General features: G+C 67.8%; 24 protein-coding genes. 4 read left to right on the top strand and 20 right to left on the bottom strand.

Translation table 11 applies throughout. The annotated features are described in order from the left end of the window. Positions 1-132: 132 nt before the first annotated feature. From NOM55_RS00890 to NOM55_RS00880, 3 genes are all read right to left on the bottom strand, one after another. Positions 133-1716, bottom strand: a complete 1584-nt coding sequence (locus tag NOM55_RS00890) for a nitrite reductase (protein WP_255907052.1) — start codon at positions 1714-1716, stop codon at positions 133-135. Further along, complete coding sequence (nirJ, locus tag NOM55_RS00885) at positions 1677-2888, bottom strand: heme d1 biosynthesis radical SAM protein NirJ (protein WP_255907050.1); 1212 nt, start codon at positions 2886-2888, stop codon at positions 1677-1679. The genes NOM55_RS00890 and nirJ overlap by 40 nt, the downstream gene beginning before the upstream one ends. A gap of 98 nt (positions 2889-2986) precedes the next feature. Then, the gene (locus NOM55_RS00880) at positions 2987-3205 is read right to left on the bottom strand and encodes a hypothetical protein (RefSeq protein ID WP_047967253.1); all 219 of its coding nucleotides are present in this window, start codon (positions 3203-3205) and stop codon (positions 2987-2989) included. 179 nt (positions 3206-3384) lie between these two features. On the opposite strand from NOM55_RS00880, the gene NOM55_RS00875 reads away from it, so the two are divergent. Beyond that, positions 3385-4257, top strand: a complete 873-nt coding sequence (locus NOM55_RS00875) for an EamA family transporter (RefSeq protein WP_255907048.1) — start codon at positions 3385-3387, stop codon at positions 4255-4257. A 208-nt stretch (positions 4258-4465) separates the two neighbouring features. On the opposite strand, the gene NOM55_RS00870 is transcribed toward NOM55_RS00875, so the two are convergent. From NOM55_RS00870 to NOM55_RS00840, 7 genes are all read right to left on the bottom strand, one after another. Further along, positions 4466-5866 carry a diguanylate cyclase domain-containing protein gene (locus NOM55_RS00870; RefSeq protein WP_255907044.1) on the bottom strand — a complete coding sequence of 467 codons (1401 nt, stop codon included), beginning with the start codon at positions 5864-5866 and terminating at the stop codon, positions 4466-4468. Positions 5867-6024: 158 nt separating this feature from the next. Further along, the gene (locus NOM55_RS00865; RefSeq protein WP_255907042.1) at positions 6025-7065 is read right to left on the bottom strand and encodes an Lrp/AsnC family transcriptional regulator; all 1041 of its coding nucleotides are present in this window, start codon (positions 7063-7065) and stop codon (positions 6025-6027) included. 13 nt (positions 7066-7078) lie between these two features. Beyond that, entirely contained in the window at positions 7079-8053 is a 975-nt protein-coding gene (locus tag NOM55_RS00860; RefSeq protein ID WP_255907039.1) for an Lrp/AsnC family transcriptional regulator, read from the bottom strand. After that, entirely contained in the window at positions 8053-9231 is a 1179-nt protein-coding gene (locus NOM55_RS00855) for a cytochrome D1 domain-containing protein (protein WP_305118815.1), read from the bottom strand. Before NOM55_RS00855 ends, NOM55_RS00860 begins: the two co-directional genes overlap by 1 nt. After that, a complete protein-coding gene (locus tag NOM55_RS00850; protein WP_120809606.1) occupies positions 9228-9593 on the bottom strand; it encodes a cytochrome c in 366 nt (121 codons plus the stop codon). Before NOM55_RS00850 ends, NOM55_RS00855 begins: the two co-directional genes overlap by 4 nt. A 109-nt stretch (positions 9594-9702) precedes the next feature. Then, a complete protein-coding gene (locus tag NOM55_RS00845; protein WP_047967249.1) occupies positions 9703-10011 on the bottom strand; it encodes a c-type cytochrome in 309 nt (102 codons plus the stop codon). 42 nt (positions 10012-10053) lie between these two features. Then, entirely contained in the window at positions 10054-11748 is a 1695-nt protein-coding gene (locus tag NOM55_RS00840) for a nitrite reductase (RefSeq protein WP_255907036.1), read from the bottom strand. Between the two features lie 269 nt (positions 11749-12017). On the opposite strand from NOM55_RS00840, the gene NOM55_RS00835 reads away from it, so the two are divergent. Beyond that, positions 12018-12935, top strand: a complete 918-nt coding sequence (locus NOM55_RS00835; RefSeq protein WP_255907032.1) for a bestrophin family protein — start codon at positions 12018-12020, stop codon at positions 12933-12935. Between the two features lie 228 nt (positions 12936-13163). Here the strand turns inward: NOM55_RS00835 and NOM55_RS00830 are convergent, their stop codons facing one another. The 7 genes from NOM55_RS00830 to yfcF all read right to left on the bottom strand — a co-directional run bounded on the left by NOM55_RS00830 (position 13164) and on the right by yfcF (position 19350). Continuing rightward, the gene (locus NOM55_RS00830) at positions 13164-14990 is read right to left on the bottom strand and encodes a nitric oxide reductase activation protein NorD (protein ID WP_255907030.1); all 1827 of its coding nucleotides are present in this window, start codon (positions 14988-14990) and stop codon (positions 13164-13166) included. A 17-nt stretch (positions 14991-15007) separates the two neighbouring features. Then, positions 15008-15397, bottom strand: a complete 390-nt coding sequence (locus NOM55_RS00825; protein ID WP_255907029.1) for a hypothetical protein — start codon at positions 15395-15397, stop codon at positions 15008-15010. After that, positions 15387-16196, bottom strand: coding sequence for a CbbQ/NirQ/NorQ/GpvN family protein (locus tag NOM55_RS00820; RefSeq protein ID WP_120809603.1), 810 nt, complete (start codon positions 16194-16196; stop codon positions 15387-15389). Before NOM55_RS00820 ends, NOM55_RS00825 begins: the two co-directional genes overlap by 11 nt. Before the next feature lie 12 nt (positions 16197-16208). Then, positions 16209-16466 carry a hypothetical protein gene (locus NOM55_RS00815; protein ID WP_255907027.1) on the bottom strand — a complete coding sequence of 86 codons (258 nt, stop codon included), beginning with the start codon at positions 16464-16466 and terminating at the stop codon, positions 16209-16211. 85 nt (positions 16467-16551) lie between these two features. Beyond that, positions 16552-17508 (bottom strand): DMT family transporter, encoded by a 957-nt coding sequence (locus tag NOM55_RS00810; protein WP_255907026.1) that lies wholly within the window; start codon positions 17506-17508, stop codon positions 16552-16554. A 268-nt stretch (positions 17509-17776) separates the two neighbouring features. Next, positions 17777-18643, bottom strand: a complete 867-nt coding sequence (locus tag NOM55_RS00805; RefSeq protein ID WP_255907025.1) for an AraC family transcriptional regulator — start codon at positions 18641-18643, stop codon at positions 17777-17779. Positions 18644-18720: 77 nt separating this feature from the next. Then, complete coding sequence (gene yfcF, locus NOM55_RS00800; RefSeq protein WP_255907024.1) at positions 18721-19350, bottom strand: glutathione transferase; 630 nt, start codon at positions 19348-19350, stop codon at positions 18721-18723. A gap of 150 nt (positions 19351-19500) precedes the next feature. Here yfcF and NOM55_RS00795 point away from each other — a divergent pair, with 150 nt between their 5' ends. Continuing rightward, positions 19501-20421 (top strand): LysR substrate-binding domain-containing protein, encoded by a 921-nt coding sequence (locus tag NOM55_RS00795; RefSeq protein WP_255907020.1) that lies wholly within the window; start codon positions 19501-19503, stop codon positions 20419-20421. 6 nt (positions 20422-20427) lie between these two features. Here the strand turns inward: NOM55_RS00795 and NOM55_RS00790 are convergent, their stop codons facing one another. The 3 genes from NOM55_RS00790 to NOM55_RS00780 all read right to left on the bottom strand — a co-directional run bounded on the left by NOM55_RS00790 (position 20428) and on the right by NOM55_RS00780 (position 22996). Beyond that, positions 20428-21012 (bottom strand): cytochrome c oxidase subunit 3, encoded by a 585-nt coding sequence (locus NOM55_RS00790; RefSeq protein ID WP_255907019.1) that lies wholly within the window; start codon positions 21010-21012, stop codon positions 20428-20430. Positions 21013-21074: 62 nt separating this feature from the next. Next, positions 21075-22529 carry a cbb3-type cytochrome c oxidase subunit I gene (locus NOM55_RS00785; RefSeq protein ID WP_245961051.1) on the bottom strand — a complete coding sequence of 485 codons (1455 nt, stop codon included), beginning with the start codon at positions 22527-22529 and terminating at the stop codon, positions 21075-21077. 41 nt (positions 22530-22570) lie between these two features. Then, positions 22571-22996, bottom strand: a complete 426-nt coding sequence (locus NOM55_RS00780) for a cytochrome c (RefSeq protein ID WP_047967298.1) — start codon at positions 22994-22996, stop codon at positions 22571-22573. Between the two features lie 162 nt (positions 22997-23158). Between NOM55_RS00780 and cobA the strand changes: the two genes are divergently transcribed. Further along, positions 23159-23953 carry a uroporphyrinogen-III C-methyltransferase gene (cobA, locus tag NOM55_RS00775; protein ID WP_255907018.1) on the top strand — a complete coding sequence of 265 codons (795 nt, stop codon included), beginning with the start codon at positions 23159-23161 and terminating at the stop codon, positions 23951-23953. Positions 23954-24075: the final 122 nt, after the last annotated feature.

Here is a 24075-nt window from a genome sequence, read left to right as displayed (position 1 = left end):
GCCACCATGCGCCAAAAGGCGGTGGCACCCTAGCCGAAAGAGCTAGTCGTGCCCCGCCGCCTGCGGCCAACCCTGGCCGGCATGGTCAGCCGTTCGTGGCCGGTGTGGTCGCTGAATCAGGCCTGGCCGGCGCTAATGGCTGGTGCCTTCCGACCGCGTCACCTTGTTGTACACGTTGTACTTGCCGATCGGCTTCATCATCGGCAGCGCGGCCACCTCCTTGAACGTCGCCGCATCGACCACCACCAGCTCACCCGGCGTTTCCATGATGCTGACCAGCGCGTAGCGGCCGTCGCGGGTGAATTCGACGTGGGCATTGGTCTTGCCCGGCCGCAGCGTCAGCTCGCGTACTACCTTGAAACTGCGCTTGTCGATGATGGACAGCGTGTCGCGGCGTGGAGACATCATCGCGTCCACCCAGGCATAGGGCGTGTTTTCGTGGCTGCGCAGAAAGAAGCCCGGCCCCGGGGTGGCGATGTTGGCCGCCACCTGCCAGCGGTCCATGTCGATCACCGTCACACGGCCGCCCTTCAGGTTCGGCGTCGCCATGTAGTGATGGCCATCCTGCTCGAAGGTGATGCCGGAGCCCAGGTGCGGCATGCCGTCCAGCGGCAGTGTCGCCACCTTGCTGCGCGCGTCGAGGTTGATCACCTGCGCTTGGCCGTCGCGCGAGGCCGCCATCACGTGACGGTAGCCGCTATCGAAAAAGAAGTCATCCAGCACCATGGACAGCGGCGTCACCCGCGGATTGAGGAAGCCGGGCAGCGCCAAGCCCTCGCCCATCTGGTAGTCGTGCACCAGGCCGGGATAAATCTTGTCGGCCTGCGGGTTGTAGGAGATTTCCCACAGCTCGGCGGCGTCCTTCAGCGCCACCACGAAGCTCTGCCGCGGCGCGGCGTCGTACACCGCCGACACCCGCGACGCCCTGCCGGCGCGATCCCGCACCGCGATGGTCTTCACCGGCTTCAGGCCGTTGGCGTCGAGCAGCACCAGCGTCTCCGGCAGGGTGTTGCCGGCCAGCACCCAGCGCCCGTCGCCGGATACCGCCACGTTGCGGGTGTTCAGCCCGACGCGGATCTCGGCCACCGGCTGCAGCGTGTACAGGTCGTACTGCGTCACCCAGCCGTCGCGGCTGGCAAAGTAGACAAAGCGGCCGTCGGGCGAGAACTTCGGCCCGCCGTGCAGCGCGAAGCGGCTCTTGAAGCGGGTCAGCGGCGTGAAACGGTCGCCGTCCAGTACCGTGACATGGTGATCGCCGGCCTCCACCACCACGAACAGGTTGTGCGGATCAACGTTGGCCGCAAAGCCTGGCCGCGGCGGCAGCTTGGCCGGATCGAGGTATTGAATGCGCGACGCGGCGGTATCCGCCTCGCGCCAGCGCGGTGGCGTCGCCGGCGGGGTGGCCAGCCAGGCGGCCAGCTCGCCGATGTCGGCGTCGGACAGCTTGCCGGCAAAACCGGCCATCTGCGTGGCGGCGCGGCCGTCGCGGATCACCGCCAGCACCTCGGCCGGCTTGATCCGCTCCAGGCTCTGCGGCAGCAGCGCCGGCGCCATCGCGCCCATGCGTTGCGCGCCGTGGCAGCTGAGGCAGTGCTGCTGGTAGAGATCGGCGGGATTGGCGGCGGTGGCCGCCAGCGGCAGGCTGGCGATGGCGGCCAGTAACAGGCTGGCGAGTTTCATCGGCTGCCCCCCACCACCGGCGTGATGCGCTGCCATGGCGTCAGCTGCGGCAGCGGATAGGCGCCGTCCGCCACGCCGATCTCGGCGTCGCTGAGGTAACAGGCCGGATCGGAAGCCCAGAAGTCGTCGCTCAGCTCCCACGCCCGCACCCGGGTATTGCCGTTACAGATCGCCAGATGGGCGCAGGCTGCGCAGCGGCCGTGCACCGGCCGCGGCCGCTGCTTGAGGCCGGCCATCAGCGGGTGCGACACATCCGGCCATATCTCGGAAAACGGCCGCTCGCGCACATTGCCCAGCGTCACCTTCCACCACATGGTGTCCGGGTGCACGTTGCCGAGGTTGTCGATATTGGCGACGTTGACGCCGCTGGCGTTGCCGCCCCACTGCGTCAGGCGCTGGCGCAAGGCGTCCAGCTGCTCGGGATAGTGCCGCGCCGCCCACTGCAGCAGGTAGACGCCGTCGGCGTCATTGTTGCCGGTGACGAATTCCTTCGCCTTGCCGGCACGCAGGTGGGCAAGACAGGACTCGATCAACAGCTCCATCGCCCAGCGCGTGCGCGCGTGGCGGGCGTCGCTGTCGCGGTGCTTGTTGCCGCGCCCGGCGTAGTTGAGGTGCGAGAAGTAGAACTTGTCGATGCCTTCGTCGCTCACCAGCTGCAGCAGCGCCGGCAGGTCGTGGGCGTTGTCCTCGGTCATGGTGTAGCGCACACCAACCTTCATGCCGGCGTCGCGTGCCAGACGGATGCCGTTCAGCGCCAGCGCGAAGCCGCCGTCCAGGCGGCGGAACTTGTCGTGGGTGGCGACGATGCCGTCGAGGCTGACGCCGACATAGTCGAAACCGACGTCGGCGATGCGGCCAACGTTGGCCGCATCAATCAGCGTGCCGTTGCTGGACAGGCCGACGTAGAAGCCCATTTCCTTGGCGCGGCGGCCGATGTCGTAGATGTCCGGGCGCAGCAGCGGCTCGCCGCCGGACAGGATCAGCACCGGCACGCCAAAGGCCTTCAGGTCGTCCATCACCGTGAACACCTCGGCGGTGCTCAGTTCACCGGCGAAGTCCTTGTCGGCGGAGATGGAGTAGCAGTGCTGGCAGGTCAGGTTGCAGCGGCGGATCAGGTTCCAGATCAGCACCGGGCCGCCAGGCTGGCGCGGCGGTGCGACGGGAGCGGGTTGCAGCAGGCTTTGCAGGTAGTGGGTGAGGCGCAACATGACAGCCTCCGGCAATGACGATGGCGTCATCGTCGGACTTGTCCCGCCCGCGCTCCTTGACCGCAGTCAAGGCTTGCCGGTCCGGCCGGCCATGTCGCTCAGTGCCGGTGCCAATGCCAGTCCGGACTATGCTGGCTCAGCCACTGTTTCAGGTAGTGGCCGCCGCGCGCGATGCCGATCACGATGCCGGCGCCGGCCAGCGCCGCCAGCAGCAACAGCGGCAACCACGGCTGCGACATGAACAGCACCAGCACGAAGATGGCGGTGAATAAATAGGCGCCGTTATACCAGCCGCGCTGCTTGCGTAAGGATGTCATGATGCGTCCCTCCGCGACCCGCCTCGGCCGCATGACGGCGGACAGGCCGTTACCGTTTCGCGCCCTGCGGCGCTTACTTCATTGTAGTGCCTGCCGCGCCATACGCTGGCGCCCGCCGTTCCCAAGCGGCGCGCCATCGCCTATCATCGCCACCCGTCCCGACATTGCAAAGCCATTCCATGCGTCACCTGATCATCGTTACCATCCTGTGGGCGTTTTCCTTCAGCCTGATCGGCGAATACCTGGCCGGCAAGGTCGACAGCGACTTCGCCGTGCTGCTGCGCGTGTTGATCGCCGCCGCGGTGTTCCTGCCGTTTACCGTCTGGCGCGGACTGCCGGCGCGGCTGGTGGCCGGCTTCTGGCTGGCCGGCGCGCTGCAGTTCGGCGTCACCTACCTGTGCCTGTACCGCAGCTTCAGCGTGCTGACCGTGCCGGAGGTGCTGCTGTTCACGGTGCTGACGCCGATCTACGTCACCCTGCTCGACGACGCGCTGGCGCGCCGTTTCAACCGCTGGGCGCTGCTGGCGGCCGCGGTGGCGGTCGGCGGCGGCATCATCATCCGCTTCCAGCCGCTGGAGGGCGAGTACCTGACCGGCTTCCTGCTGCTGCAGTTGGCCAATGCCACCTTTGCCGCCGGCCAGGTGCTGTGCCGCCGCCTGTTGCAGCAATATCCGGTGTCGCAGCCGCTGCACTGCTTCTTCGGCCATTTCTTCCTCGGTGCGCTGTTGCTGGCGCTGCCGTCCTACCTGATCTTCGGCAACCCGGCGCGTCTGCCGCATACCGCGATGCAGTGGGGGGTGCTGGTGTACATGGGGCTGTTCGCCACCGCGCTGGGCATGTACTGGTGGGTAAAGGGCAGCACCCGCGTCAGCGCCGGCACGCTGGCGATCATGAACGAGCTGCACGTGCCGGCCGGCCTGCTGGTCAACGTGCTGATCTGGAACCGCGACGCCGACCTGCCGCGCCTGGCACTGGGCGGCACGGTGATCCTGGCCTCGCTGTGGGTCAACCGCTGGGGCCGTCAGCAGCTGCCGGCACCCGCCGCCAGCTGAGCGGGCTGCATGAAAACGTTGGCCGCAAGCACCAAGTGCTTGCGGCCAACGTTTTGTCTGGCGCAGCGGTTTACGCTAGCCGGATTCGGGATTCGGACGCTAACGCCGCGCGCTCAGCACGGGCGTGTCGCCGGCGGACTGCGCCGCGCCCTTCATACAGGCGCGGCCAGCGCAGGCTTCAAGCCGCGGCGCGGCATCGCCGTAACGCTCACGCCGGCTGCGGCGCACAACCGCCGTCACCGGGCAAGGAATGATCCTGCGGTAACGGCAGGTACGGCTCGCCGCCCTTCTTCACCTGGTACATCGCGTCGTCGGCGTGGCGCAGCAGCGCCTGTGCGGTGTCGCCGTGCTCCGGATACAGCGCGATGCCGATGCTGGGCAGAATGCGCAGACTGTGGCCGTCGATGGTCAGCGGCTGGTCCAGTGCCCCGCGCAGCTTGTCGGCGGTCGGCAGCGCGTGTTCCGGCTGCTGCAGGCTTTCCAGCAGCACCACGAATTCGTCGCCGCCGATGCGCGCCACGGTGTCGGCCTCGCGCACGCACTGCTGCAGCCGCCTGGCCACCGCGTGCAGCAGCTGGTCGCCCACCGCGTGGCCGTGGGTGTCGTTGACCTGCTTGAACTTGTCGAGATCGAGATACAGCAGCGCCAGCCGCCCCTGCTCGCGCCGCGCCCGCGCCAGTGCAGTGTGCAGGCGGTCGAACAGCAGGCCGCGGTTGGGCAGCCCGGTCAGCTCGTCGTACTGCGCCATGTACTGCAGCCGCGCGTGCAGCTGGTGACGCTCGATGGCGGTGGCGATCTGGTTGGAGACGAACTGCAGCAGCTCCTTGTCCTTTTCGCCGTAGCGCACGCCACCGCAGTAGCTTTTCAGCACCAGCGCGCCGATGGTGCCCTTGGAGGAATTGAGCGGCACCCCCAGCCAGCACAGCGACTTGCGGCCAACGATCTGGCGCAGGTGCGCCGGAAAATCGACCAGCGTCTCCGGGGTCAGCAACAGCGGCTGGCCGCTACGGATCACCTCGGCGCAGAGCGTGCCGGCGGCCGGCTTGCGCAGCAGCGGCGTCGGCTCCTGCACATCGGCGTGGTAGGGAAAGCTCAGCTGGTCGCGCGCCGCGTCGTACAGCGCCACCGAGAAATTGTCTGCCGGCAGCAGCTCGCCGATGATGCGGTGTATGCGCCGGAACAGCGCCAGCATGTCCTCCGCCGCGTGCGCCGCCTCTGAGATGGCGTACAGCGCCGCCTGCATCGAGGCCGCCTGCTTCAGTTCGGTCACGTCGCGCGCCACCGCCACGCGCACCTGCTCGCGCTCCGACCAGCGCGCCGACCACATGATGTGCACCACCTGCCCGTCCTTGCGCAGGTAGCGGTTCTCGAAGTGGGGCTTGGGCTGGCCGGCCATGATCTGGTTGGCCGCCTGCAGCGTGCGCGGCCGGTCTTCCGGCAACACTAGCTCGATCATCGGCTTGCCGATCATCTCTTCCGGCGCGTAGCCGAAAATACGTTCGCAGGCGGCGCTGACAAATACGAAACGACCCTCGGCGTCGACCACGCAGATGGCGTCGAGCATCAGGTCGATGAAATTGCCCAGCGGCGCGCAGGTGTTGGTTTCCATATCGGCAAGCATACCGGCAATTGATATTGGCGGGCAGTGCCTGCAAACCATTCATGCATCTGTACTGCCGCTGACTGCAGTGTTGGCGATAGCCGTGACAATTGCCAGTGCCGCCGGCAAAAAAAATGCCCGGCAGCGCAGCGACACGCGGCGCGGACTCAGATGCGCAGCCCGCTCTTTTTCAGCATGCGGGTGGAGAACAGCACCTCGTGACCGCGGCAGGCGGCACCCAGCAGCTGGCGGATGGCGGCCACCTGCTGCATCACCTCGTCGCGGCTGCTGCCGTGACACATCGCGAACAGGCTGTACGGCCACTGCGGTAGCCGGCGCAGCCGGCGGTAGCAGTGACTGACATACGGCAGGCCGCCGACCCGCTCGCCCAGCGCGTCGATCTGCGCATCGTCGACATCGAACACCGCCATGCCGTTGGCGGCGTAGCCGATGGCGTAGTGATTGGGCACCGCGCCGATGCGGCGGATGACGCCGTTTTGCAGCATGCGCCCCAGGCGCTGGCAGACTTCGTCTTCCGTCATCGCCAGCATATCGCCCAGCTCCCGGTACGGCTGCGGCAGCAGCGGCAGTCCGCCCTGACTGGCGCGGATCAGCTGCCGGTCGCGCTCGTCCAGCTCTACCTCGTGATTGCCCTGTGTGCTGTCCGGCAGCGTGCCGACCGGTGCCTGGCCGCCAACGGTAAAGCGCATGCCGACGTAGTACTCGCGCAGCTTGGGAAAGTCGTATACGCGCAGGCCGGTGGCGGTCTCGATGTCGATGATGGCGTCGGCGATGCCGCCGGGGGTGGCGGTGGCCAGCACGAACCACATGTTGAAGTGGTGCTCGCGGCGGTAGTTGTGCGCCACCGCCGGCAAGGCGTTCACCTGTGCCGCCACCGCGTCGAAGCGCGCCTCCGGCACCGCCAGCGCCGCCAGCACGAAGGCGCCGCCCATGCGCTCGATCTGGTACATCGGGCCGAAACGGGTCAGCACCCGGCCGGCCAGCAACCGTTGCAGCCGTTTCAGCAGTACCGCCTCGCCCAGACCGATGCTGTCGGCGACGGCGGCATACGGGCGCGGCAGCAGCGGAAAACCGCCCTGCAGCGTGTCGATGATCAGGCTGTCCAGCGCGTCCAGCGTCGCATCCGGCACGTCGGCCGCGTGCGAGGTGTCGGCGGCGGGCGCGGCCAGGGGCAGTGGTGCGTTCATGGCAGGACTCCGGTCAGTAACGGGCGCCGCGCTGGGTGTAGCGGCGGGTGGAAATCAGCACCGCCTGCGGCAGCGCGGCCAGGCCGTGGCTTGCGGCCAACCTTTGCGCCTCGGCGCGGGCGCTGGCGGCATCGCGGGCGTGGATCATGCAGAACAGGTTGTACGGCCAGTGCGCGCCCTGCGGCGGCCGCGCGTAGCACAGCGTCACCGCCGGGTCGGTGGCCAGCGCCGTACCGATGGCGTCGCGCGCCGCCGGCGGCACCTGCCACACGCACATCGCGTTGGCGCGGAAGCCCAGCTCGTGATGGCGCAGCACCATGCCGAAGCGGCGGATGACGCCGCTGGCGACCCAGTGTTGCAGCCGCTGCAGCACCTCGTCCTCGGCAAGGCCGCAGGCGTCGGCCAGCAGTGCGAACGGACGCGGCTGCAGCGCGATGCCCCCGTTCAGCGCCGCGATCAGGCGACGGTCGCCGTCGTCCAGCCGCGGTGCGGCCGGGCTCAGGGTTGGCCGCCGTGACGGGCCGCTCGCCCCCAGCGCGAAACCGAGGTCGATGTGGTATTCGTGCTGCAGCGGCAGGTCCAGCGGCGGGTAGCCGGTGCGGCTGGCGATCTGCGCCAGCGCGGCGTCGATGCCGGCGCGATCCGGCGCGGTGAGCACGAACCACAGGTTGTAGTGGTGCTCGCGCGCGTAGTTGTGGTTGACCTGCGGCAGCGCGCTGATCTGTGCGGCGATGGCGTCGCGCTGCGCCGGTGGTACCGCCAGCGCCGCCAGCGTGCTGACGCCGACGGTATTGGGGGCGAACACCGCGCCGAGGCGCCCAAGCAGGCCGTCGGCGCGCGCCTGCGCCAGTGCCGCCAGCAGGGCGTGCTCGCTCATGTCCGCCTGCTCTGCCAGCAGGCGGAATGGCTGCGGCTGCAACGGAAAGTCGCGCTGGTAGCGGTCCAGCAGCGCCAGCAGCGGCGAGTCAGGTTCTCGCGGCGCGCCCATCACATCCCCATCCGGCCGGCACGCCAGCTGAAGAAGATGCCAGAAGGGTTGGCCGCCGGCAGTTCGCGCCGCGTCTGGAAGGTGGCGGTGTCGATCACCACCAGCTTGTCGTCGTCGCGGCTGGACAGCCACACCGCGTCGCCACGGGCGGTGAATTCCATGTGCAGGATGGCGCGTCCCGGTTTCAGCGTCCGGATCACCTGCATCGTCGGCACGTCGATCACCTGCACCGTGTCGTTGTGCGGAAAGGCAAAGTTCACCCACACGCGGCGCCCGGACGGCTCCGCCATCACGAACACCGGCTGGCCGTATACCGGCACCCGCGCCGCCTCCTGCCAGCTGCGGTTGTCCGCCACCAGCACCTCGTGAAGGCCGATGGCCGGCAGGAAGGCGTAGTCGCCGGCGATGCTCCAGCCGCGCAGGTGCGGCATCTTGTACACCGGCTGCTTGTCCCGGCCCTGGCCATAGCCGGGCAGGATGCGGCGCACCCCGGCCTGCGGCTGCCAGTTGTCCAGCAGGGCCAGGCCGTCGTCGCCGTACAGGCCGGCGATGTAGTAGCGGCCGTCGCTGCTGGCGAGGCCGTCGTAGGGATTGCGGCCAACGTTGCGGTATTTGGTGACTTGCGGCGCGCGCGGGTCGGCCGCGTCCAGCACCCAGATCTCGCCGGCCTCGAACAGGCTGAAGGCGAAGCGGTTGCCCGGCAGGTCGGCCAGGCCGACCACCTTGGACGGCTGGCCCTTGTCGTCCAGCGCCGGAATGTCGGCCAGCAGCGCCAGCGTGTCGGCGTCGAACAGCTTGACCCCGCCCGGGCTGTAGTTCTGCGCCGCCACGATGCGGCCATCGCTGGAGATGGCGCCGCCGATGCTGTTGCCGGCCTGCAGCACCCGCGCCACCAGCTTGCCGGCGAGGATGTCGACCTTGCTGATGCCGCCGTCGCGGCCGAACACGTACACGTAGCGCGCGTCGCGGCTGTACACCAGCGACGCGTGCGACAGGTCGCCCAGCCCGCCGATGCGCGCCAGCATGGTGTTGCTGCTGTTGCTGACCACCTGCACGCTGCCGGCGGCGCGCTCGATCACCACGCCGAGATCGCCACTGCCGCGCAGCGCCGGCGTGGCGCAACCGGCCAGCAGCAGCATGGCAGCCGCCGCTGCGGCCAACCTTGTCATCGCCTTCATGGTGTCACCCCCTGCTGCAATTGCCGGATCAGCCACTGCGCCTCGGCCTCGCTCATGAACGGCCGCCACGGCGGCATCGCGCTGCCGGGACGACCATCGAGCAAGGTGGCGACCAGGCTGTCGCCGGGCTTGCCGGCCAGCGCGGCGGCGGTCAGCGGGCTGCCAAGGCCGCCGTTGAGGGTCAGCCCGTGACAGGCGCCACAGTCCTCGCGCAGCAGGTGACGCAGCTCGGCGACGCGTTGCGGTGCGGGGGAGACGATGCCGCTGTCGGCATAAACGGCTTCGGAGATGAACAAGGCGGCGCAACAGCCCAGCAGCAGGCACTTGGCGGTCAGCGTACGGCAACAGGCAGGCAGTTTCATGGCGGGATTCCGGTCAGGCTTTCACGGCAGCAGGCGGCGCCTGCTGCGATCAAAGTCCGTGCCGCGGCGGCCAGCCCAAAGCGGGCCGGCGCGCGTCGGGATGCGGGGCTTACTGCGCCAGCACCCACTTCACCAGTAGCTTGATGTCGGCATCCGGCACCTGCGGGTTGGGCGACATCGGGATCGGGCCGAAGCTGCCGGCGCCGCCCTTCTTCACCTTCTCTTCCAGCTTGGCCTGCATGTTCTGGCCCTTGTACTTGCTGCCGATGTCCTTGAACGCCGGGCCGACCACTTTCTTGTCCATGCCGTGACAGGCGAAACAGTTGTACTTCTTCGCCAGCTCCGGCGAGGCGTTGGCGCTGGTGGCCAGCAGCAGGCCGCCACTGAGCAGCAGCGCGGTAAGCAGGGATGTTTTCATGATGATCTCCGTGGCGGGCCGGATCGCGGCCCGCGCTGAGGGTTAGTAAACGTCGTGCTGGGTGTTGTAGACGTTGAACTTGCCGGTCGGGGTAATCAGGCGCTTGTCCTTGATCACCGCCTTGCAGCTGCGGGTCTTGTCATCGACCACCACGATGGCCGATTCCTTGTTCTTGGCGCTCCACACCGAGAACCACACCTCGTCGCCGCCCTTGTTGTACTCCGGCTGCACCACGCGCTTGGCACCGTCGTCCGAGAGTTTGGCGCAGGCGGCCACGTCGATCACCTGCGGCCCCTTGGCCAGGTTGTTGATGTCGTAGACCGCCACGCTCTGGCTGACCTTGGCATCCGGGTTCAGCGGGGTATCCACCCACAGGTTCTTCGATTTCGGATGGGTCTTGATGAACAGCGAACCGCCACCCTGGCCCTTGAACACGCTGACCGCCTTCCACGCGTACTGCGGATGTTTCACCGGATCGGTACCGATCAGCGTCACGTCCTCGCTGCCCAGGTGCGAGGTACTCCACACCGGACCGTATTTCGGATGCACGAAGTTGGCGCCGCGGCCCGGGTGCGGGATCTTGCCGACATCGACCAGCGCCGCCAGCTTGTCTTCCTTGGTGTCGACCACCGCGATCTTGTTGGAGGCGTTGGCGGCGACCAGGAAGTAGCGACCGCTGCTGTCGAAGCCGCCGTCGTGCAGGAACTTGGCGGAGTCGATGGTGGTGGTTTTCAGGTTATTGAGGTCGGAGTAATCGACCATCATGATCTTGCCGGTTTCCTTGGCGTTGATCACGAATTCCGGCTTGTAGTGGCTGCCGACGATGGAGGCCACCCGTGGCTCGGGGTGATACTCGTTGTCCACGGTCATGCCGCGGGTGGACACCACCTTGCGCGGCTTCAGCGTGTCGCCGTCCATGATCACGAACTGCGGCGGCCAGTAGGTGCCGGCGACGGCGATCTTGTCCTCGAAGCCCTTGAACTTGGACGTCTCCACCGAGCGCGCCTCGAGGCCGACCTTGACCTCGGCGACGTTGTCCGGCTTCGGCAGCCACAGGTCGATCAGGTTGAGGCGGGCGTCACGGCCGATCACGTACAGGTAGCGACCGGATTTGGACAGCCGCGAGATGTGCACCGCGTAGCCGGTCTTGATGATGTTGATGATCTGCTTGCTGTCGCCGTCGATCAGCGCCACTTCGCCGCTGTCACGCAGGGTGACGGAGAAGATGTTGTCCAGGTTGTAGCTGTTCATCTTCTTGGTCGGGCGTTTTTCCACCGGCAGGTAGATCTTGCGCGACTTCTCGATGTCAGCCAGCGAGAATTCCGGCGGGGTTGGCGGCTCCTGCTGGATGTAGCGCGCCATCAGGTCCACGTCCTGCTCGCTCATCTCGCCGGAGGTCTGCCAGTTCGGCATCCCGGCCGGGCTGCCGTAGGCGATGAACACCTTCAGGTAGTCGGTGCCCTTGCCCAGCGTGATGTCCGGCGTCAACGGCTTGCCGGTGGCACCCTTGCGCAGCACGCCGTGACAGCCGGCGCAACGCTCGAAGTAGATCTGCTTGGCGCGCTCGAATTCGACCTTGGTGATCGGCGGCGCCTTGGGGTTGATGTTCTGGTGCATCTCCTGCTGAGACTGGGCCGCCGGACTGCCGGCGGCGTCCGCCAGCGCCAGTGATGCAGCAAACGGCAAGGTTGCCAGTAATACGCCCTGTGCAAGTGCACTTATCCTGAAGCTTTTCATGATGCTCTCCACCACGCTATGAGGGAATTCATGCGCGCATCATCCGCCGGTGGTGACATTGGCATCATTGATTCGTATCAACGGATCGGAATCCGGTGCCAGACGGCGTGAACTTGTCGTCCGCCGCCCTTGCCCGCGGCGGCGGCTTGCCGCAGTGCACAAAAAAAAGGCGCCGTGGCCGCCGCCGCGCCTTGTGGTCGCAGGCCGGCAGCGCCTATGATGTCGGGCTGGTCTCTCTCTCGCTGCCCTCACTGCCCCCGCTACCCATCATGATCATCCACTCTCGTCACAACTGGTTCGAGCTGCTGTTCGTCTGGCGCGGCTCGGTGCTGCCGCGCATCCTGCCCCGGCTGTGCCTGGTGTTCCTCATCTCGCTGCTGTCCGCCTTCGCCACCAACTGGTGGATCAGCCAGCACGCGCAGTCGTCGCTGAACATCTACATCTTCACGCTGATGGGGGTGTCGCTGGCGATCTTCCTCAGCTTCCGCAATTCGGTCAGCTACGAGCGCTTCTGGGAAGCGCGCAAGCTGTGGGGCACGCTGCTGATCGTGGCGCGCACCCTGGCCGGCAAGCTGCTGGCGGTCGCCGATGCGCGGCCGGAGTCGCGGCAGATGCTGCACGGCATCTGCGCCTTTGCCTATGCGCTGAAAGGCCAGCTGCGCCAGGACGACGTCGCCGCTCACCTGCAGCGGCTGCTGCCGGCGGCGGAATGGCAGGCGATCGCCGACGCGCCCGGCAAGCCGGGGCTGATCCTGCTCTACCTGCACCGCCTCAATGCCAGCCTGCGCCACAGCGGCAGCATCGACCAGTGGCAGTGGCAGAGCGTCGACCGCAACCTGGACGCGCTGTCCGACGTGGTCGGCGGCTGTGAACGCATCCGCAACACGCCGATCCCGTTCACCTACCGTGTGCTGCTCAACCGCACCGTCACCATCTACTGCATGCTGCTGCCGATCGGGCTGACCACCAGCATCGGCTGGCTGACGCCGTTGATCGCGGTGTTCATCGCCTACACCTATATGGCGCTGGACGTGCTGGGCGAGGAGCTGGAAGAGCCGTTCGGCAAGGAAGGCAACGACCTGCCGCTGACTGCGCTGTGTTACGGCATCGAGTCCGCGGTGTGCGACATGCTGCGCCAGCCGGTGCCGGTGCCGGCACCGCAGCCGGACGGCGTCTACCTGTACTGAGCCGCACCGCGGCGCATCAACAAAAAAGGTTGGCCGCAGTGTTGCGGCCAACCTTTTTTGCTGGCATGTGCGTATCAGAGCGTGTTCATGATCTCGGTGCTCACGCGAGACAAGGCGAAAATGGCTGAGGAAGCGGCATTTATCCAGACATGAACAAGCATTCCGAAGACGCTTTCAACGCCGTATCGCGCCATTACGATCAAGTCACAGCAGATCGTGAACAGGCTCTCAGGCGGTCAGGCTGGCGTACAGGCTGGTCAACACCTGCGGCAGGCGCCGCGCGTCGTGCACCACGCTGTAGCCGCGGCGGCCGAACAGGTGCGGCAGGTACTCGCCGGCCTCCTTGTCCACCGTGACGCAGAACGGGATCAGCCCTGCCCGCTTCGCCTCCAGCACCGCCTGGCGCGTGTCTTCCACGCCGTAGCGGCCTTCGTAGTGGTCGAGGTCGTTGGGCTTGCCGTCGGACACGATCAGCAGCAGGCGGCGCTGCGCCGGCTGCTCCAGCAGGATGCGTGTGGACTGGCGGATCGCCGCGCCCATGCGCGTGTAGTAGCCGGGACGCAGCGCCAGGATGCGGCCGCGGGTGGTGTCGTCGTAGCGCTCGGCAAAATCCTTCAGCAGCAGGTAGCGCACCTCGTCGCGGCGGATCGAGGAAAAGCCGTACAGGCCGAAGGCGTCGCCGCAGGCGGACAGCGCCTCGGCGAACAGCAGCAGGCTGTCGCGGATCACGCCGATCACCTGCCCGGCTTCGCCGAGCCAGCTTTCGGTGGACAGCGACAGGTCGGCCAGCAGCAGGCAGGCCATGTTGCGCCCGCCCGGCGGCCACGCCTGGTACAGCGGCGGCTCGGCCACCGCCACGCCACTGCGTTTCTCGGCGAGGAAGCGGATCAGGCGGTCGAGGTCGATGTCCGGACCGCTGGCCTCACCACTCTTGCGGGTGCGCTCCGGCGACAGCGCCTGGAACTGGCGGCGCAGGCGCCGCGCCAGCGGTTGCAACTTGTCCGGCAGCGGCGCCGGGGTGGCGTCGCGCGGCAACATCGGCTTCAGGCAGCAGTGCTCGGCCACCAGCCGTTGCCGCTTGTAGTCCCATTCCGGCAGCAGGATGCCGCTGCCCAGCGGCGTGTCGTCGTAGGCGGCGGCCGGCAGGTCGAGGTCGAACTTCAGCCGGCTGGCGCGGCGGCGGTTGTCGCGGCTGATGGTCAGCGTGTTCATGTCCTCGGCGGCGGCGCCGGCGTCGTCCATGTCATCGTCGTCGGTGTGACGGTTGACGCGCACGTACTCGTCCCAGGTGAAGATGCTCTCGGCGCGGAACACCAGCAGCATGCCGTTCTTGCGCTCGTCGGCGGTATCGCGCCGCGCGCGGTAGCGACGCTTTTTCTTCGTTTCCTTGCTGTCGCTGTCCTCCATCTCCGGCGTCTGCTTGTCGTCGGCGCCGGCGGTCGGCGCGGTCGGTGGCGTCGGGTGCAACCACAGCAGCACCGGCTGCGGCGGGGTGCGGCACGGCGGCAGCACAATGGCAGCTTCCGGTTGCCGCAGTGCCTGGCGGATCGCCGCCTCCTGCGCCGCCGCGGCGGCATCGCGCGGCGTATCACGCAGCGGCAGCAGCGCCGTCACCAGCCGCTGGTACAGCGCGGCGAGGCCGGGCATCGCCGCGAGGCAGGCGGCCGTGGCGCGGCGGTTGCGCGTCAGCCAGTCACCATCGTCGCCGTGCTGCGGCTGTGCCGCCAGCGCCATCAGCCAGAAATACAGTTCACGGTTGTGCGCCGCATCGGGGAACAGGTCGATCTTCTCCGGCAGGTACAGCGACTGCCCGTCGCGCCACGCCAGCTCGACCTGCTCGCCGGTGCCGGCGATGCGTTCCAGCAGCCGGCGCCGTGCGCCGTGGGCGGTACCGACGGCGGTGCGCAGGGTCAGCGCCGGGTCGCCGCCCATGGCGCGGAAGAACAGCGGCGCCTGTTTCTCGATCTGGGCCAGCGCCACCGCTGCCTGCGGATAGCCACGGTAGGCGGTACGGCGGATCAGCTTGTCCCACCAGCCGCCAACAAGGTCTTCCATAGCATGTGTCTTTCAAGTCAGGGTTGCCGCCACAGGCCGGGCAGCGGGTAACGGCAGGGCAAGCCGGCCATGGCGCGCGACAGCGCATAGGCACCCAGCAACACCAGTGCGGCATGGATCACGGTGAAATACAGGATCAGCAGCACCCAGGTGGCCGGCTGCTGCAGGCCGCCCAGCAACACCAGCAGCAGGCTGACCAGCACGATCAGCGCCCCGCTCCACAAGGCCGCACCGAAGGCCTGGTCCAGATGCCGGCGCAGTGCGGCGCTGGCGGCCGCGGCCCAGTGGCGGCGGCACCACCACAGCACGACAAAGGCGAGGCCGGGCAGCAGCAACAGGTTCAGCAGGTACAGCGCGTGCGCGCTGATCGCCCGCGTGCGCTCCGTCTCCGCCAGCTCAGTGGCCAAACTGGGTATCCACCACCGCCATCAGCGCCGCCAGGGTGTCGGCTTCGTCCGACAGCGGCTCCACCAGCGCGGTACGGCAGGCCAGGCGCACGGCCATGCCGCTGGCGATCAGCTTGGCGCAGTACACCAGCAGGCGGGTGCTGACCGCTTCGTCCAGATCGTAGCCGGTGAGGCGACGGATCTGGCCGGCCAGCGTCACCAGCTGTGCGGCCAACCTTTCGTCCACCCCGCCCTCGTGCTGCACCACCGCGCGTTCCACTTCCGGCAGCGGGAAGTCGAAACTCAGCGCCACGAAGCGCTGGCGGGTGGATGGTTTCAGCGTCTTCAGCACGTGCTGGTAGCCGGGGTTGTACGACACCACCAGCATGAAGCCGGGCGGTGCCTGCAATTCTTCGCCGGTGCGTTCGATCGGCAGGATGCGGCGGTCGTCGGTGAGCGGGTGCAGCACAACGGTGGTGTCCTTGCGCGCCTCCACCACTTCGTCCAGATAGCAGATGCCGCCCTCGCGCACCGCGCGGGTGAGCGGGCCGTCGCACCAGCGGGTATCGCCGCCGGCGATCAGGTGGCGGCCGACCAGGTCGGCGGCGGACAGGTCGTCATGGCAGGACACGGTGAACAGCGGCAGGCCCAGTTTGGCCGCCATGTGTGCGACGAAGCGGGTCTTGCCGCAGCCGGTGGGGCCCTTGATCAGCACCGGCAACTGCTGGCGCCAGGCGGTCTCAAAAACGGTGCATTCATCGGCTACCGGCTGGTAGAACGGAAGCTGGCTTGCCAGCTTGGCATGGACGGGTGCATTCATGGGGGTGGGTTCCTAGGCGAAGCTGATCAGCAGCCCCCCGCACACCAGCAGCAGCCAGCCGTGGACGATGCCGCGCAGCCACAGCGGCGCATGGCGCAGCGCCATCAGCGACTCGACGATGGCGACGCCCTTGAGCCAGGCACCGCCCAGCGCCAGCGTCGCCAGCAGCGTGCTGCCGTGCCATTCGCTCAACAGCGCCAGCAGCAGGGTCAGCGACGACAGCCACAGCCAGACCGGCCACACCGGCGGGGAGAGACGGGAGGAGTTCATGGCCGCATCATGCCGCAACGCCGCTGCGGCCAACCTTGATGACAGATAAGGAAAGCCCGCCGCTGCGCGGGCGGCGGGCAAGACCTCAGCCGGCGTGGGCGGCGGTGGCCACCGCCTGCGGCTTGACGCGCAGCGCCGACAGCACGCCGGCGACCAGCAGGGCGATGCCGAGCAGGGTCAGCGGTGCCGGCCACTCGCCGCGCAGCAGGAAGGCATAGCCCAGCGCCGCCAGCGTCTCGAACACGATCAGCTGCCCGGCCAGCGCGGTCGGCAGCCGCTGGCTGGCCTCGTTCCAGCACAGCGTGCCCAGCCACGAGGCGAACAGGCCGATCACCGCCATCAGGCCGAGAAAGACCAGCGGCCGCGGCCCGAACGGCATCGCGAACGGGCTGTCGGCGACGGCCATGCCGCCCCACAGCAGCGCGTAGCCGAGCAGCGCCAGCGGCAGTGTTGCCACCCCCTGCGCGGTGGCCCAGCTGCGCGGGCTGCGGCCGGGATGATGGCGCAGCCAGTCGGCGTTGCGCAGCGGGTACCAGGTCCAGCACGCCACCGCCACCGTTGCCAGCAAGGCGCCGCTGAGGTAGCGGCCGAGATCGCCGCCCGCCTCGCGCTGCAGCGCCGCCAGCTCGACACTGTTGACGCAACCGATGCCAACGCCGATCAGCAGCAGCGACGGCCACAGCTGGCGCCACGGCAGGCGGCCGTCGCGGCGCTGGTCGCGCAGGTTGGCGCTCACCGCGATCACCACCGGCAGCGTGCCGATGATCATGGTCGGCAGCGGCGCGCCGGCGCGCTGGATGGCGCTGGCCAGGCACAGGTAGTACAGCAGGTTGCCGATGGCGGCCAGTTTCAGCGCCTCCAGCCAGTCGTCGCGCGTCAGCTCGCGCAGCCGTACCCGGTCCAGCCACGCCAGCGGCAGCGCGATCAGGCCGAAGGCGAGGTAGCGCCCCACCGACTGCAGCGCCGCCGGATATTCCGGCAGCAGCAAGGGGCCGACGAAGACCAGCCCCCACATCAGCCCCGCCGCCAGTGCATACAACACGCCCGTTCCCATCACCCTGCCCTCCACCAAATAAGCGCACGGTAGCCCGCGGCGCCGGCGGCGTCTTGTACCAGATTGCGGCCAACCCTGGCGCCACAAAACCGGCGCGCGGCGTTGGCCGCGGCTCAAGCGCGCGCGCACTCACGCGAGGCCAGGCAAAGCGGCGGCGCCAGCGGCGTTTATCCAGCGATGAACCGGCAGGCCGAAGTGTTGCCCGTGCTGCAGCGCCCGATGGCGATCAAGCCGCCGCCGCGCCTGGCATCGCGCCCTAGACGCGCACCTGTTTCTGGTAGCGCGCCGGGGTCACGCCGTAGCGGCGCACGAAGGCGCGCGTCAGGTGCGCCTGATCGGCCAGCCCGGTAGCAGCGGCCACCTGCGCCGGCGCGACGCCGGCCGCCAGCAGCTGCTTGGCCTCGAACAGGCGCAGCGCCATCAGCATCTGCTGCGGCGTGACATGGTATTGCGCCTGGAAACGGCGCAGAAAATGGAAGGGACTGAGGCCGGCCACCGCCGCCAGCTGCGGCAGCGTCAGTTTTTCGGCGAGGTTGGCGCGCAGGTAGTCCAGCACCGGCGCGAAACGGTGCGCCGCCTCGGCAGGCGCGGGCTGCGGCACCCGCGCATGGCGGCGGAACTCGGCCAGCAGCCGGAACAGCAGGCTATCGAAGGCCAGCGGCTCGTGCGCCTGCCACAGCGCGGCCAGCAGCTGGCTGACGCGCTGCGCGCTGGCGACATCGTGGCGCACCGCCTCGTCGAACCACCAGCCGTCCTCGCCGCTGACCCGCGCCAGCACCGCCGGATCGAGATACAGCATGCGGTAGCGCCAGCCGTGCGCGGTCTCGGCGCGGCCGGTGTGCAGCTCGTCCGGGTTCATCAGCACGATGGAACCGGGCGGCGCCAGGTGCTCGCCGCCACCGTAGCGAAAGCGCTCCACCCCGGCCTCGATCGCGCCCAGCCCGAACGCCTGGTGGGTATGCGGCTCGAAGGCGTGGCGCACGATATGGGCGCGGTACAGCTCCACCCCCGGCGCCGGCAGGCAGAATTCGGCGCGGTCGGTGGTGTGCTCGAACACCTCCGGCACCCCGGCCAGCTGCAGCGGCGGGGTGGCGGTGGTGGCGGAAGCGGCGGCAACAGTCATGGCGGGGATGGCGGGTCGGGTCACGGGCGGCAAACACAGAGTATGCACCCCGTGCCGTGATCGCGGAAGGCGGCCGATCAGTCGCGCGGCAGCTGCAGCCAGCCCTGCAGCGACGGCCGCTGCCACTGTCGCCGCGCGTACTCGGCCAGCCGCGGCGGCACCGCGTCGCCGTTCTGCAGCAGCCGCTGCAGCATCAGCGCGAGGTCGGTGTCGGCGATGCACCAGTCGCCGAACAGGTGCTCGCCACCGTGGGCCAGCAGCTGGCTGGCGGCGGCGAACAGCTTGTCGGCCGCCTGCTGCCCAGCGGCATCCAGCGGGCAATCGACCGGCCGGCAGAACACCACCTCGGTGCTGCGCTGCGCCCGCAGCGGCAGCAGGTCGCTACGCAACCACGCCTGCACCTGCCGCGCCAGCGCACGCTGCCGCACCTCGGCCGGATACACCGCCGGCGTCGGGTACTGCTGCTCCAGGTACTCGCTGATCGCCGACGATTCGGCAAGGCGGAAGTCACCGTCGAGCAGCAACGGCACCCGCTGCGACAGCGACAGCGCGGCGTAGGCCGGCTGCCGGTTGGCGCCGGCCTCCAGATCCACCGTCTGCAGCGTGAAGGGCCGCCCTTTTTCGGTCAGGGTGACAAACACCGACATCGCGTAGGGGCTGGTGAAACGGCTATCGGCATAGAGGGTGAACACGGCTGGCGACGACATTTTCTTCCTTTCCTGGCGTGGGACCGGACGGCACACATGTAAGCGTTACTGCATTACCTGCCACCGGCTGGCATTGAAGAAAGCACTATAAAGGCCATTTCCGCACGCGAAAATCGATATTTATTTGGGTTTTCTGTTAGATTTTCTTACATGAAAAACCTACCACCGTTAGCGGCGCTGCGCAGTTTCGAGGCGGTGGCGCGACTGGGCAGCGTCAGCCTCGCCGCCGCCGAGCTCAATGTCACCCACTCCGCCGTCAGCCAGCAGATCCGGCTGCTGGAAGAGCAGCTCGGCAGCGTGCTGTTCCTGCGCGAGGGCCGCGGCCTGCAGCCGAGCGAGGATGGCCGCCTTTACGCGCTGCAGGTACGCGTGGCGCTGGGCGAATTGAGCGAGGCCACCCGGCTGGTGCGCGCCAGGCCGCGCGGCGACGAGCTGGTGATCGCGGTACTGCCCTCCTTCGGCCAGCACTGGCTGCTGCCGCGGTTGCCACGCTTCTACGCCCGCCATCCGCACTATCGCGTCACGCTGCGCGCCAGCCTCGACATCCAGGACCTGCAGCAGGGGCTGGTCGATATCGGCATCCGCATGGGGCGTGGCGGCTGGGAAGGCGTGCAGCAGCAACGGTTGTTCGACGACGAGCTGCTGGCGGTGGCGGCACCGCACTTCAACGGCGGCCAGCTGCCGCGCACCGCCGCCGAGGTGGTGGCCTGCCCGGTGGTGCGCACGGTGGAATCCTGGCTCGGCTGGTGCAGCGCCGCCGGGGTGGCGGAGCCGGCGCACGCCGCGCTGTGGATCAACGACAGCAATCTGGTGCTGGCGGCGGTACAGCAGGGGCTGGGCGTGGCGCTGCTGCGGCGCAGCCTGGTGGCCAGCGCGCTGCAGCGCGGCGAGCTGGTGCAGCTGACCAATCTCCGCGTGCCGCACCTGTCGCCGCACTGGCTGGTATGGCCGCAGCGCGAGAGCGCCGCCACCAAGCAGCAGGATTTCCGCAGCTGGATCAACGCGGAAACCGCCGGCTATCTCGCCGCCTTGCAGCCGCCGCCGCTGCACGACACCGCTCCCGGCGGCTGAGCCTGGTCAGCGCGCCACGTACACCAGCGCGAACAGCACCACCCACACCAGATCGACCATGTGCCAGTAGGCGGCGGCGGTTTCCACGCCGTCGTGGTTGGCCGCATCATAGGCGCCACGGCGGGCGTGGAGGTACACCGCGCCCACGATCACCAGGCCGAGGATCACGTGCAGGAAATGGAAGAAGGTCAGCGACAGGTAGAACATCCAGAAGTCGCTGCTGGACAGGGTGATACCGGCGGAGAACTTGCCGGCGAACTCCCAGCCCTTGAGCAGCACAAAGCCGCCGCCCAGCAGCAGCGTGGCCAGCAGGTAGCGGCATCCGGCGGCGACAAGGTTGGCCGCAAAGGCGCGCACCGCCGCCGCCACCATGGCGCTGCCGGCGATCAGCAGCAGGGTGTTCAGCAGCGCCGGCCACAGCAGCAGCTGCGCCTGACCGGCAGCAAACAGCGCCGCATCGCGCTGCCGCGCCACGCCGTAGACGGCAAAGAAGATGCCGAACACCGCCAGCTCGGCGAGGATGAAGAACCACATCGCCAGATCGCCGGGCACGCGTGGCGGGGCGACAAGACCGGGTGCGGCTGTGTTCATGGCAGGCTCCGTCGTGAAAAAGGCGCCCGCAAGGGGCGCCCGTGTTGCCGGATGCGGCGGGATCAGGCGCTGGCGCGCTCGTTGCCGCGGATAAAGAAGCTGACGATGTACAGCAGCAGGCCGATGAAGAACACCACGCCGGACAGCTCGCGCAGCCAGTAGAAGAAGGCGATCTTGTCCTGGGTGGCCATGAACGACAGCGGGGTGTCACCCATGCGCTGCATCCACACCTGCAGGATGCCGGCGGCGGTCAGGAACAGGGTGATGAACACCATCGCTACCGTCATCAGCCAGAACGACCACATCTCCACCACTTGCGCGGCATTGCTGTTGGCCTCGCGGCCACGCATCAGCGGCATGGTGTAGGAAATCATGGTCATCACCACCATCGCGTAGGCGCCGTAGAACGCCATGTGGCCGTGGCTGGCGGTGATCTGCGTGCCGTGGGTCAGGTAGTTGACCGGAGCCAGGGTGTGCAGGAAGCCCCACACGCCGGCGCCGAGGAAGGCCATCACGCCGGTGCCCAGTGCCCACAGTACCGCGGCCTTGTTCGGATGCTCACGACGGCGCTTGTTGACCACGTTGAAGGCGAACAGCGTCATCATGAAGAACGGAATCGGCTCCAGCGCGGAGAACACCGAACCCCACACCTGCCAGTACGCCGGCGCCCCGATCCAGAAGTAGTGGTGACCGGTGCCGATGATGCCGGAGATCAGCGTCATGGCGATGATCACGTACAGCCACTTCTCGATGATTTCGCGGTCAATACCGGTCACTTTCACCAGCACGAAGGCCAGCATCGCGCCCATGATCAGTTCCCATACCCCTTCCACCCACAGGTGCACCACCCACCACCAGAAGTACTTGTCCAGCACCAGGTTGTCCGGGTTGTAGAACGAGAACAGGAAGAAGATCGCCAGCCCCCACAGCCCCAGCATCATCACCATGCTGATGCTGGTCTTGCGGCCCTTGAGCACAGTCATGCTCAGGTTGAACAGGAAGGACAGCGCCACCAGCACGATGCCGATCTTGGTAATGGTCGGCTGTTCCAGGAACTCGCGACCCATGGTCGGCAACAAGTCGTTGCCGGTGATCTTGGCCAGCGTGGCGTACGGCACCGCCAGATAGCCGACAATGGTCAGCGCCCCCGCCACCAGGAACACCCAGAAGGTGATGATGGCCAGTTTCGGGCTGTGCAGCTCGCGTTCCGATTCTTCCGGAATCAGGAAGTAGCCGGCGCCCATGAAGCCGAACAGCAGCCACACGATCAAGAGGTTGGTGTGCACCATGCGTGCCACGTTGAACGGGATTTCCGGGAACAGGAAATCGCCGATCACGTACTGCAGGCCCATGATCAGGCCGAACAGGATCTGGCCGACAAACAGGCCGATCGCGGCGACAAAGTACGGCTTGGCTACCGCTTGCGAGCGGTACTTGAGCTGGACATTGGTGAGCGGGTCATTGGCCGCCGCCGAGACGCTGGCAGCGCGCGCGGTGGCCATTGCGGAGGAAGTCATCTGGTTCTCCTTGGATGATGAATTACCGGGATCGACAGGCATCAGCCTTCGATATTCGGCGGCCAGTTATTGGTATTGATTTCCGAGCTGTACTTCAGGAAGGCCACCAGGTCGTCGAGTTCGGCATCGTTGAGATGGAAGTTCGGCATCTGGCGACGTCCCGGCGCGCCGGTCGGCTGCGCCTTGATCCAGGCCTTGATGAATTCCGGGCCGCGACGCTGGTAGACGTTACCCAGCTCCGGCGCGAAATAGGCGCCCTCGCCCAGCAGCGTGTGACAGCCGATGCAGTTGTTGACCTCCCACAGCTTCTTGCCGCGGGCGACCTGTTCGGTCAGGTTGGCGCGGTTGTCGCGCTTGGGCAGCGCCTGCACCGTATCCAGTGTCAGCGCCACGAACAGCAGGAAGAAAAATACCGCGCCACCGTAAAAGATGTTGCGCGCGGTCGATTTGGTAAAACTGGCGCTCATCGCGTCCTCCTTTTCTTGCGTCACCGGGAACCCGGCGTGTCAGGGCGAACTGTACGTTTCCACCCATCCCGATAGCATTGATGCGAATCAACGATTCCCGGCCGCCGCCGTTCCTACACTGGCGTCATCCCCTTAGCGGCCGCCGGCCAGACTGGAACAGCAATGAACGCCCCTGCCTCCTTCCCCCATCCCTACCCGCTGCGCCACGGCCAGGTCAGCCTGGTCGGTGCCGGCCCCGGCGACCCGGACCTGCTGACGCTGAAGGCGCTGCGCCGCCTCAGCGAGGCCGACGTGGTGCTGTACGACCTGCTGGTTTCCGACGCGGTGCTGGCGCTGGTCAACCGCCGCGCCGAGCAGATCTGCGTCGGCAAGCGCGCCAGCCGCCACACCCTGCCGCAACAGGACATCAACCAGCTGATCGTGGACAAGGCGCGGCAAGGACTGCGCGTGGTGCGGCTGAAAGGCGGCGACCCCTTCCTGTTCGGGCGCGGTGGCGAGGAGCTGGAAACGTTGGCCGCAGCCGGTATCGCCTGCGAGGTGATCCCCGGCATCAGCGCGGCGATGGGCGCAGCGGCGGCGGCCGGCATTCCGCTGACGCACCGCGACTACGCGCAGGGCGTCAGCTTCGTCACCGGCCATCGCCGCGAGGGACAGAGCGCGCTGGCGTGGACCAGCCACACCGGCGCCGAGGAAACGCTGGTGGTGTACATGGGGCTGGGCGAGGCGGCCAACATCGCCGAGCAGCTGCAGGCCGCCGGCCGCGCCGCCGCCACACCGGTGGCCATCATCGAGAACGCCACCACCGCGCAGCAGCGGGTGCTGTGCTGCGAGCTGGCCGGCCTCGGCGCCTGTGTGCAGCAGCACGCGGTCAAGCCGCCGGCACTGCTGATCATCGGTGAGGTGGTCAGATTGCAGACTAAGTTACAGGCAACGCTGGCCCAGGCGTTGGCGGGCTGAGCGCACGCGAGACAAGGCGAAACGGCTGGGGATGCGGCGTTTATCCAGGGATAAACAAGCATACCCAGCCGTTTTCAACGCCGTACCACGCCATCCAGATCAAGTCGCGCCAGATCGTGAAC

The sequence above is a fragment of the Vogesella sp. AC12 genome (assembly GCF_024437575.1).
In the GTDB taxonomy this organism is placed as follows: Bacteria; Pseudomonadota; Gammaproteobacteria; order Burkholderiales; family Chromobacteriaceae; genus Vogesella; species Vogesella indigofera.
This window is presented reverse-complemented; position numbering and strand designations above follow the sequence as displayed.

What these genes read in the sequence shown, in the direction of transcription:
- NOM55_RS00890 (WP_255907052.1), bottom strand. Translation starts at nt 1,716, where the DNA reads ATGGCAGCGCATCACGCCGGTGGTGGGGGGCAGCCGATGAAACTCGCC.
- nirJ (WP_255907050.1), bottom strand. Translation starts at nt 2,888, where the DNA reads ATGTTGCGCCTCACCCACTACCTGCAAAGCCTGCTGCAACCCGCTCCC.
- NOM55_RS00880 (WP_047967253.1), bottom strand. Translation starts at nt 3,205, where the DNA reads ATGACATCCTTACGCAAGCAGCGCGGCTGGTATAACGGCGCCTATTTA.
- NOM55_RS00875 (WP_255907048.1), top strand. Translation starts at nt 3,385, where the DNA reads ATGCGTCACCTGATCATCGTTACCATCCTGTGGGCGTTTTCCTTCAGC.
- NOM55_RS00870 (WP_255907044.1), bottom strand. Translation starts at nt 5,866, where the DNA reads ATGGAAACCAACACCTGCGCGCCGCTGGGCAATTTCATCGACCTGATG.
- NOM55_RS00865 (WP_255907042.1), bottom strand. Translation starts at nt 7,065, where the DNA reads ATGAACGCACCACTGCCCCTGGCCGCGCCCGCCGCCGACACCTCGCAC.
- NOM55_RS00860 (WP_255907039.1), bottom strand. Translation starts at nt 8,053, where the DNA reads ATGGGCGCGCCGCGAGAACCTGACTCGCCGCTGCTGGCGCTGCTGGAC.
- NOM55_RS00855 (WP_305118815.1), bottom strand. Translation starts at nt 9,231, where the DNA reads ATGAAGGCGATGACAAGGTTGGCCGCAGCGGCGGCTGCCATGCTGCTG.
- NOM55_RS00850 (WP_120809606.1), bottom strand. Translation starts at nt 9,593, where the DNA reads ATGAAACTGCCTGCCTGTTGCCGTACGCTGACCGCCAAGTGCCTGCTG.
- NOM55_RS00845 (WP_047967249.1), bottom strand. Translation starts at nt 10,011, where the DNA reads ATGAAAACATCCCTGCTTACCGCGCTGCTGCTCAGTGGCGGCCTGCTG.
- NOM55_RS00840 (WP_255907036.1), bottom strand. Translation starts at nt 11,748, where the DNA reads ATGAAAAGCTTCAGGATAAGTGCACTTGCACAGGGCGTATTACTGGCA.
- NOM55_RS00835 (WP_255907032.1), top strand. Translation starts at nt 12,018, where the DNA reads ATGATCATCCACTCTCGTCACAACTGGTTCGAGCTGCTGTTCGTCTGG.
- NOM55_RS00830 (WP_255907030.1), bottom strand. Translation starts at nt 14,990, where the DNA reads ATGGAAGACCTTGTTGGCGGCTGGTGGGACAAGCTGATCCGCCGTACC.
- NOM55_RS00820 (WP_120809603.1), bottom strand. Translation starts at nt 16,196, where the DNA reads ATGAATGCACCCGTCCATGCCAAGCTGGCAAGCCAGCTTCCGTTCTAC.
- NOM55_RS00815 (WP_255907027.1), bottom strand. Translation starts at nt 16,466, where the DNA reads ATGAACTCCTCCCGTCTCTCCCCGCCGGTGTGGCCGGTCTGGCTGTGG.
- NOM55_RS00805 (WP_255907025.1), bottom strand. Translation starts at nt 18,643, where the DNA reads ATGACTGTTGCCGCCGCTTCCGCCACCACCGCCACCCCGCCGCTGCAG.
- yfcF (WP_255907024.1), bottom strand. Translation starts at nt 19,350, where the DNA reads ATGTCGTCGCCAGCCGTGTTCACCCTCTATGCCGATAGCCGTTTCACC.
- NOM55_RS00795 (WP_255907020.1), top strand. Translation starts at nt 19,501, where the DNA reads ATGAAAAACCTACCACCGTTAGCGGCGCTGCGCAGTTTCGAGGCGGTG.
- NOM55_RS00790 (WP_255907019.1), bottom strand. Translation starts at nt 21,012, where the DNA reads ATGAACACAGCCGCACCCGGTCTTGTCGCCCCGCCACGCGTGCCCGGC.
- NOM55_RS00785 (WP_245961051.1), bottom strand. Translation starts at nt 22,529, where the DNA reads ATGACTTCCTCCGCAATGGCCACCGCGCGCGCTGCCAGCGTCTCGGCG.
- NOM55_RS00780 (WP_047967298.1), bottom strand. Translation starts at nt 22,996, where the DNA reads ATGAGCGCCAGTTTTACCAAATCGACCGCGCGCAACATCTTTTACGGT.
- cobA (WP_255907018.1), top strand. Translation starts at nt 23,159, where the DNA reads ATGAACGCCCCTGCCTCCTTCCCCCATCCCTACCCGCTGCGCCACGGC.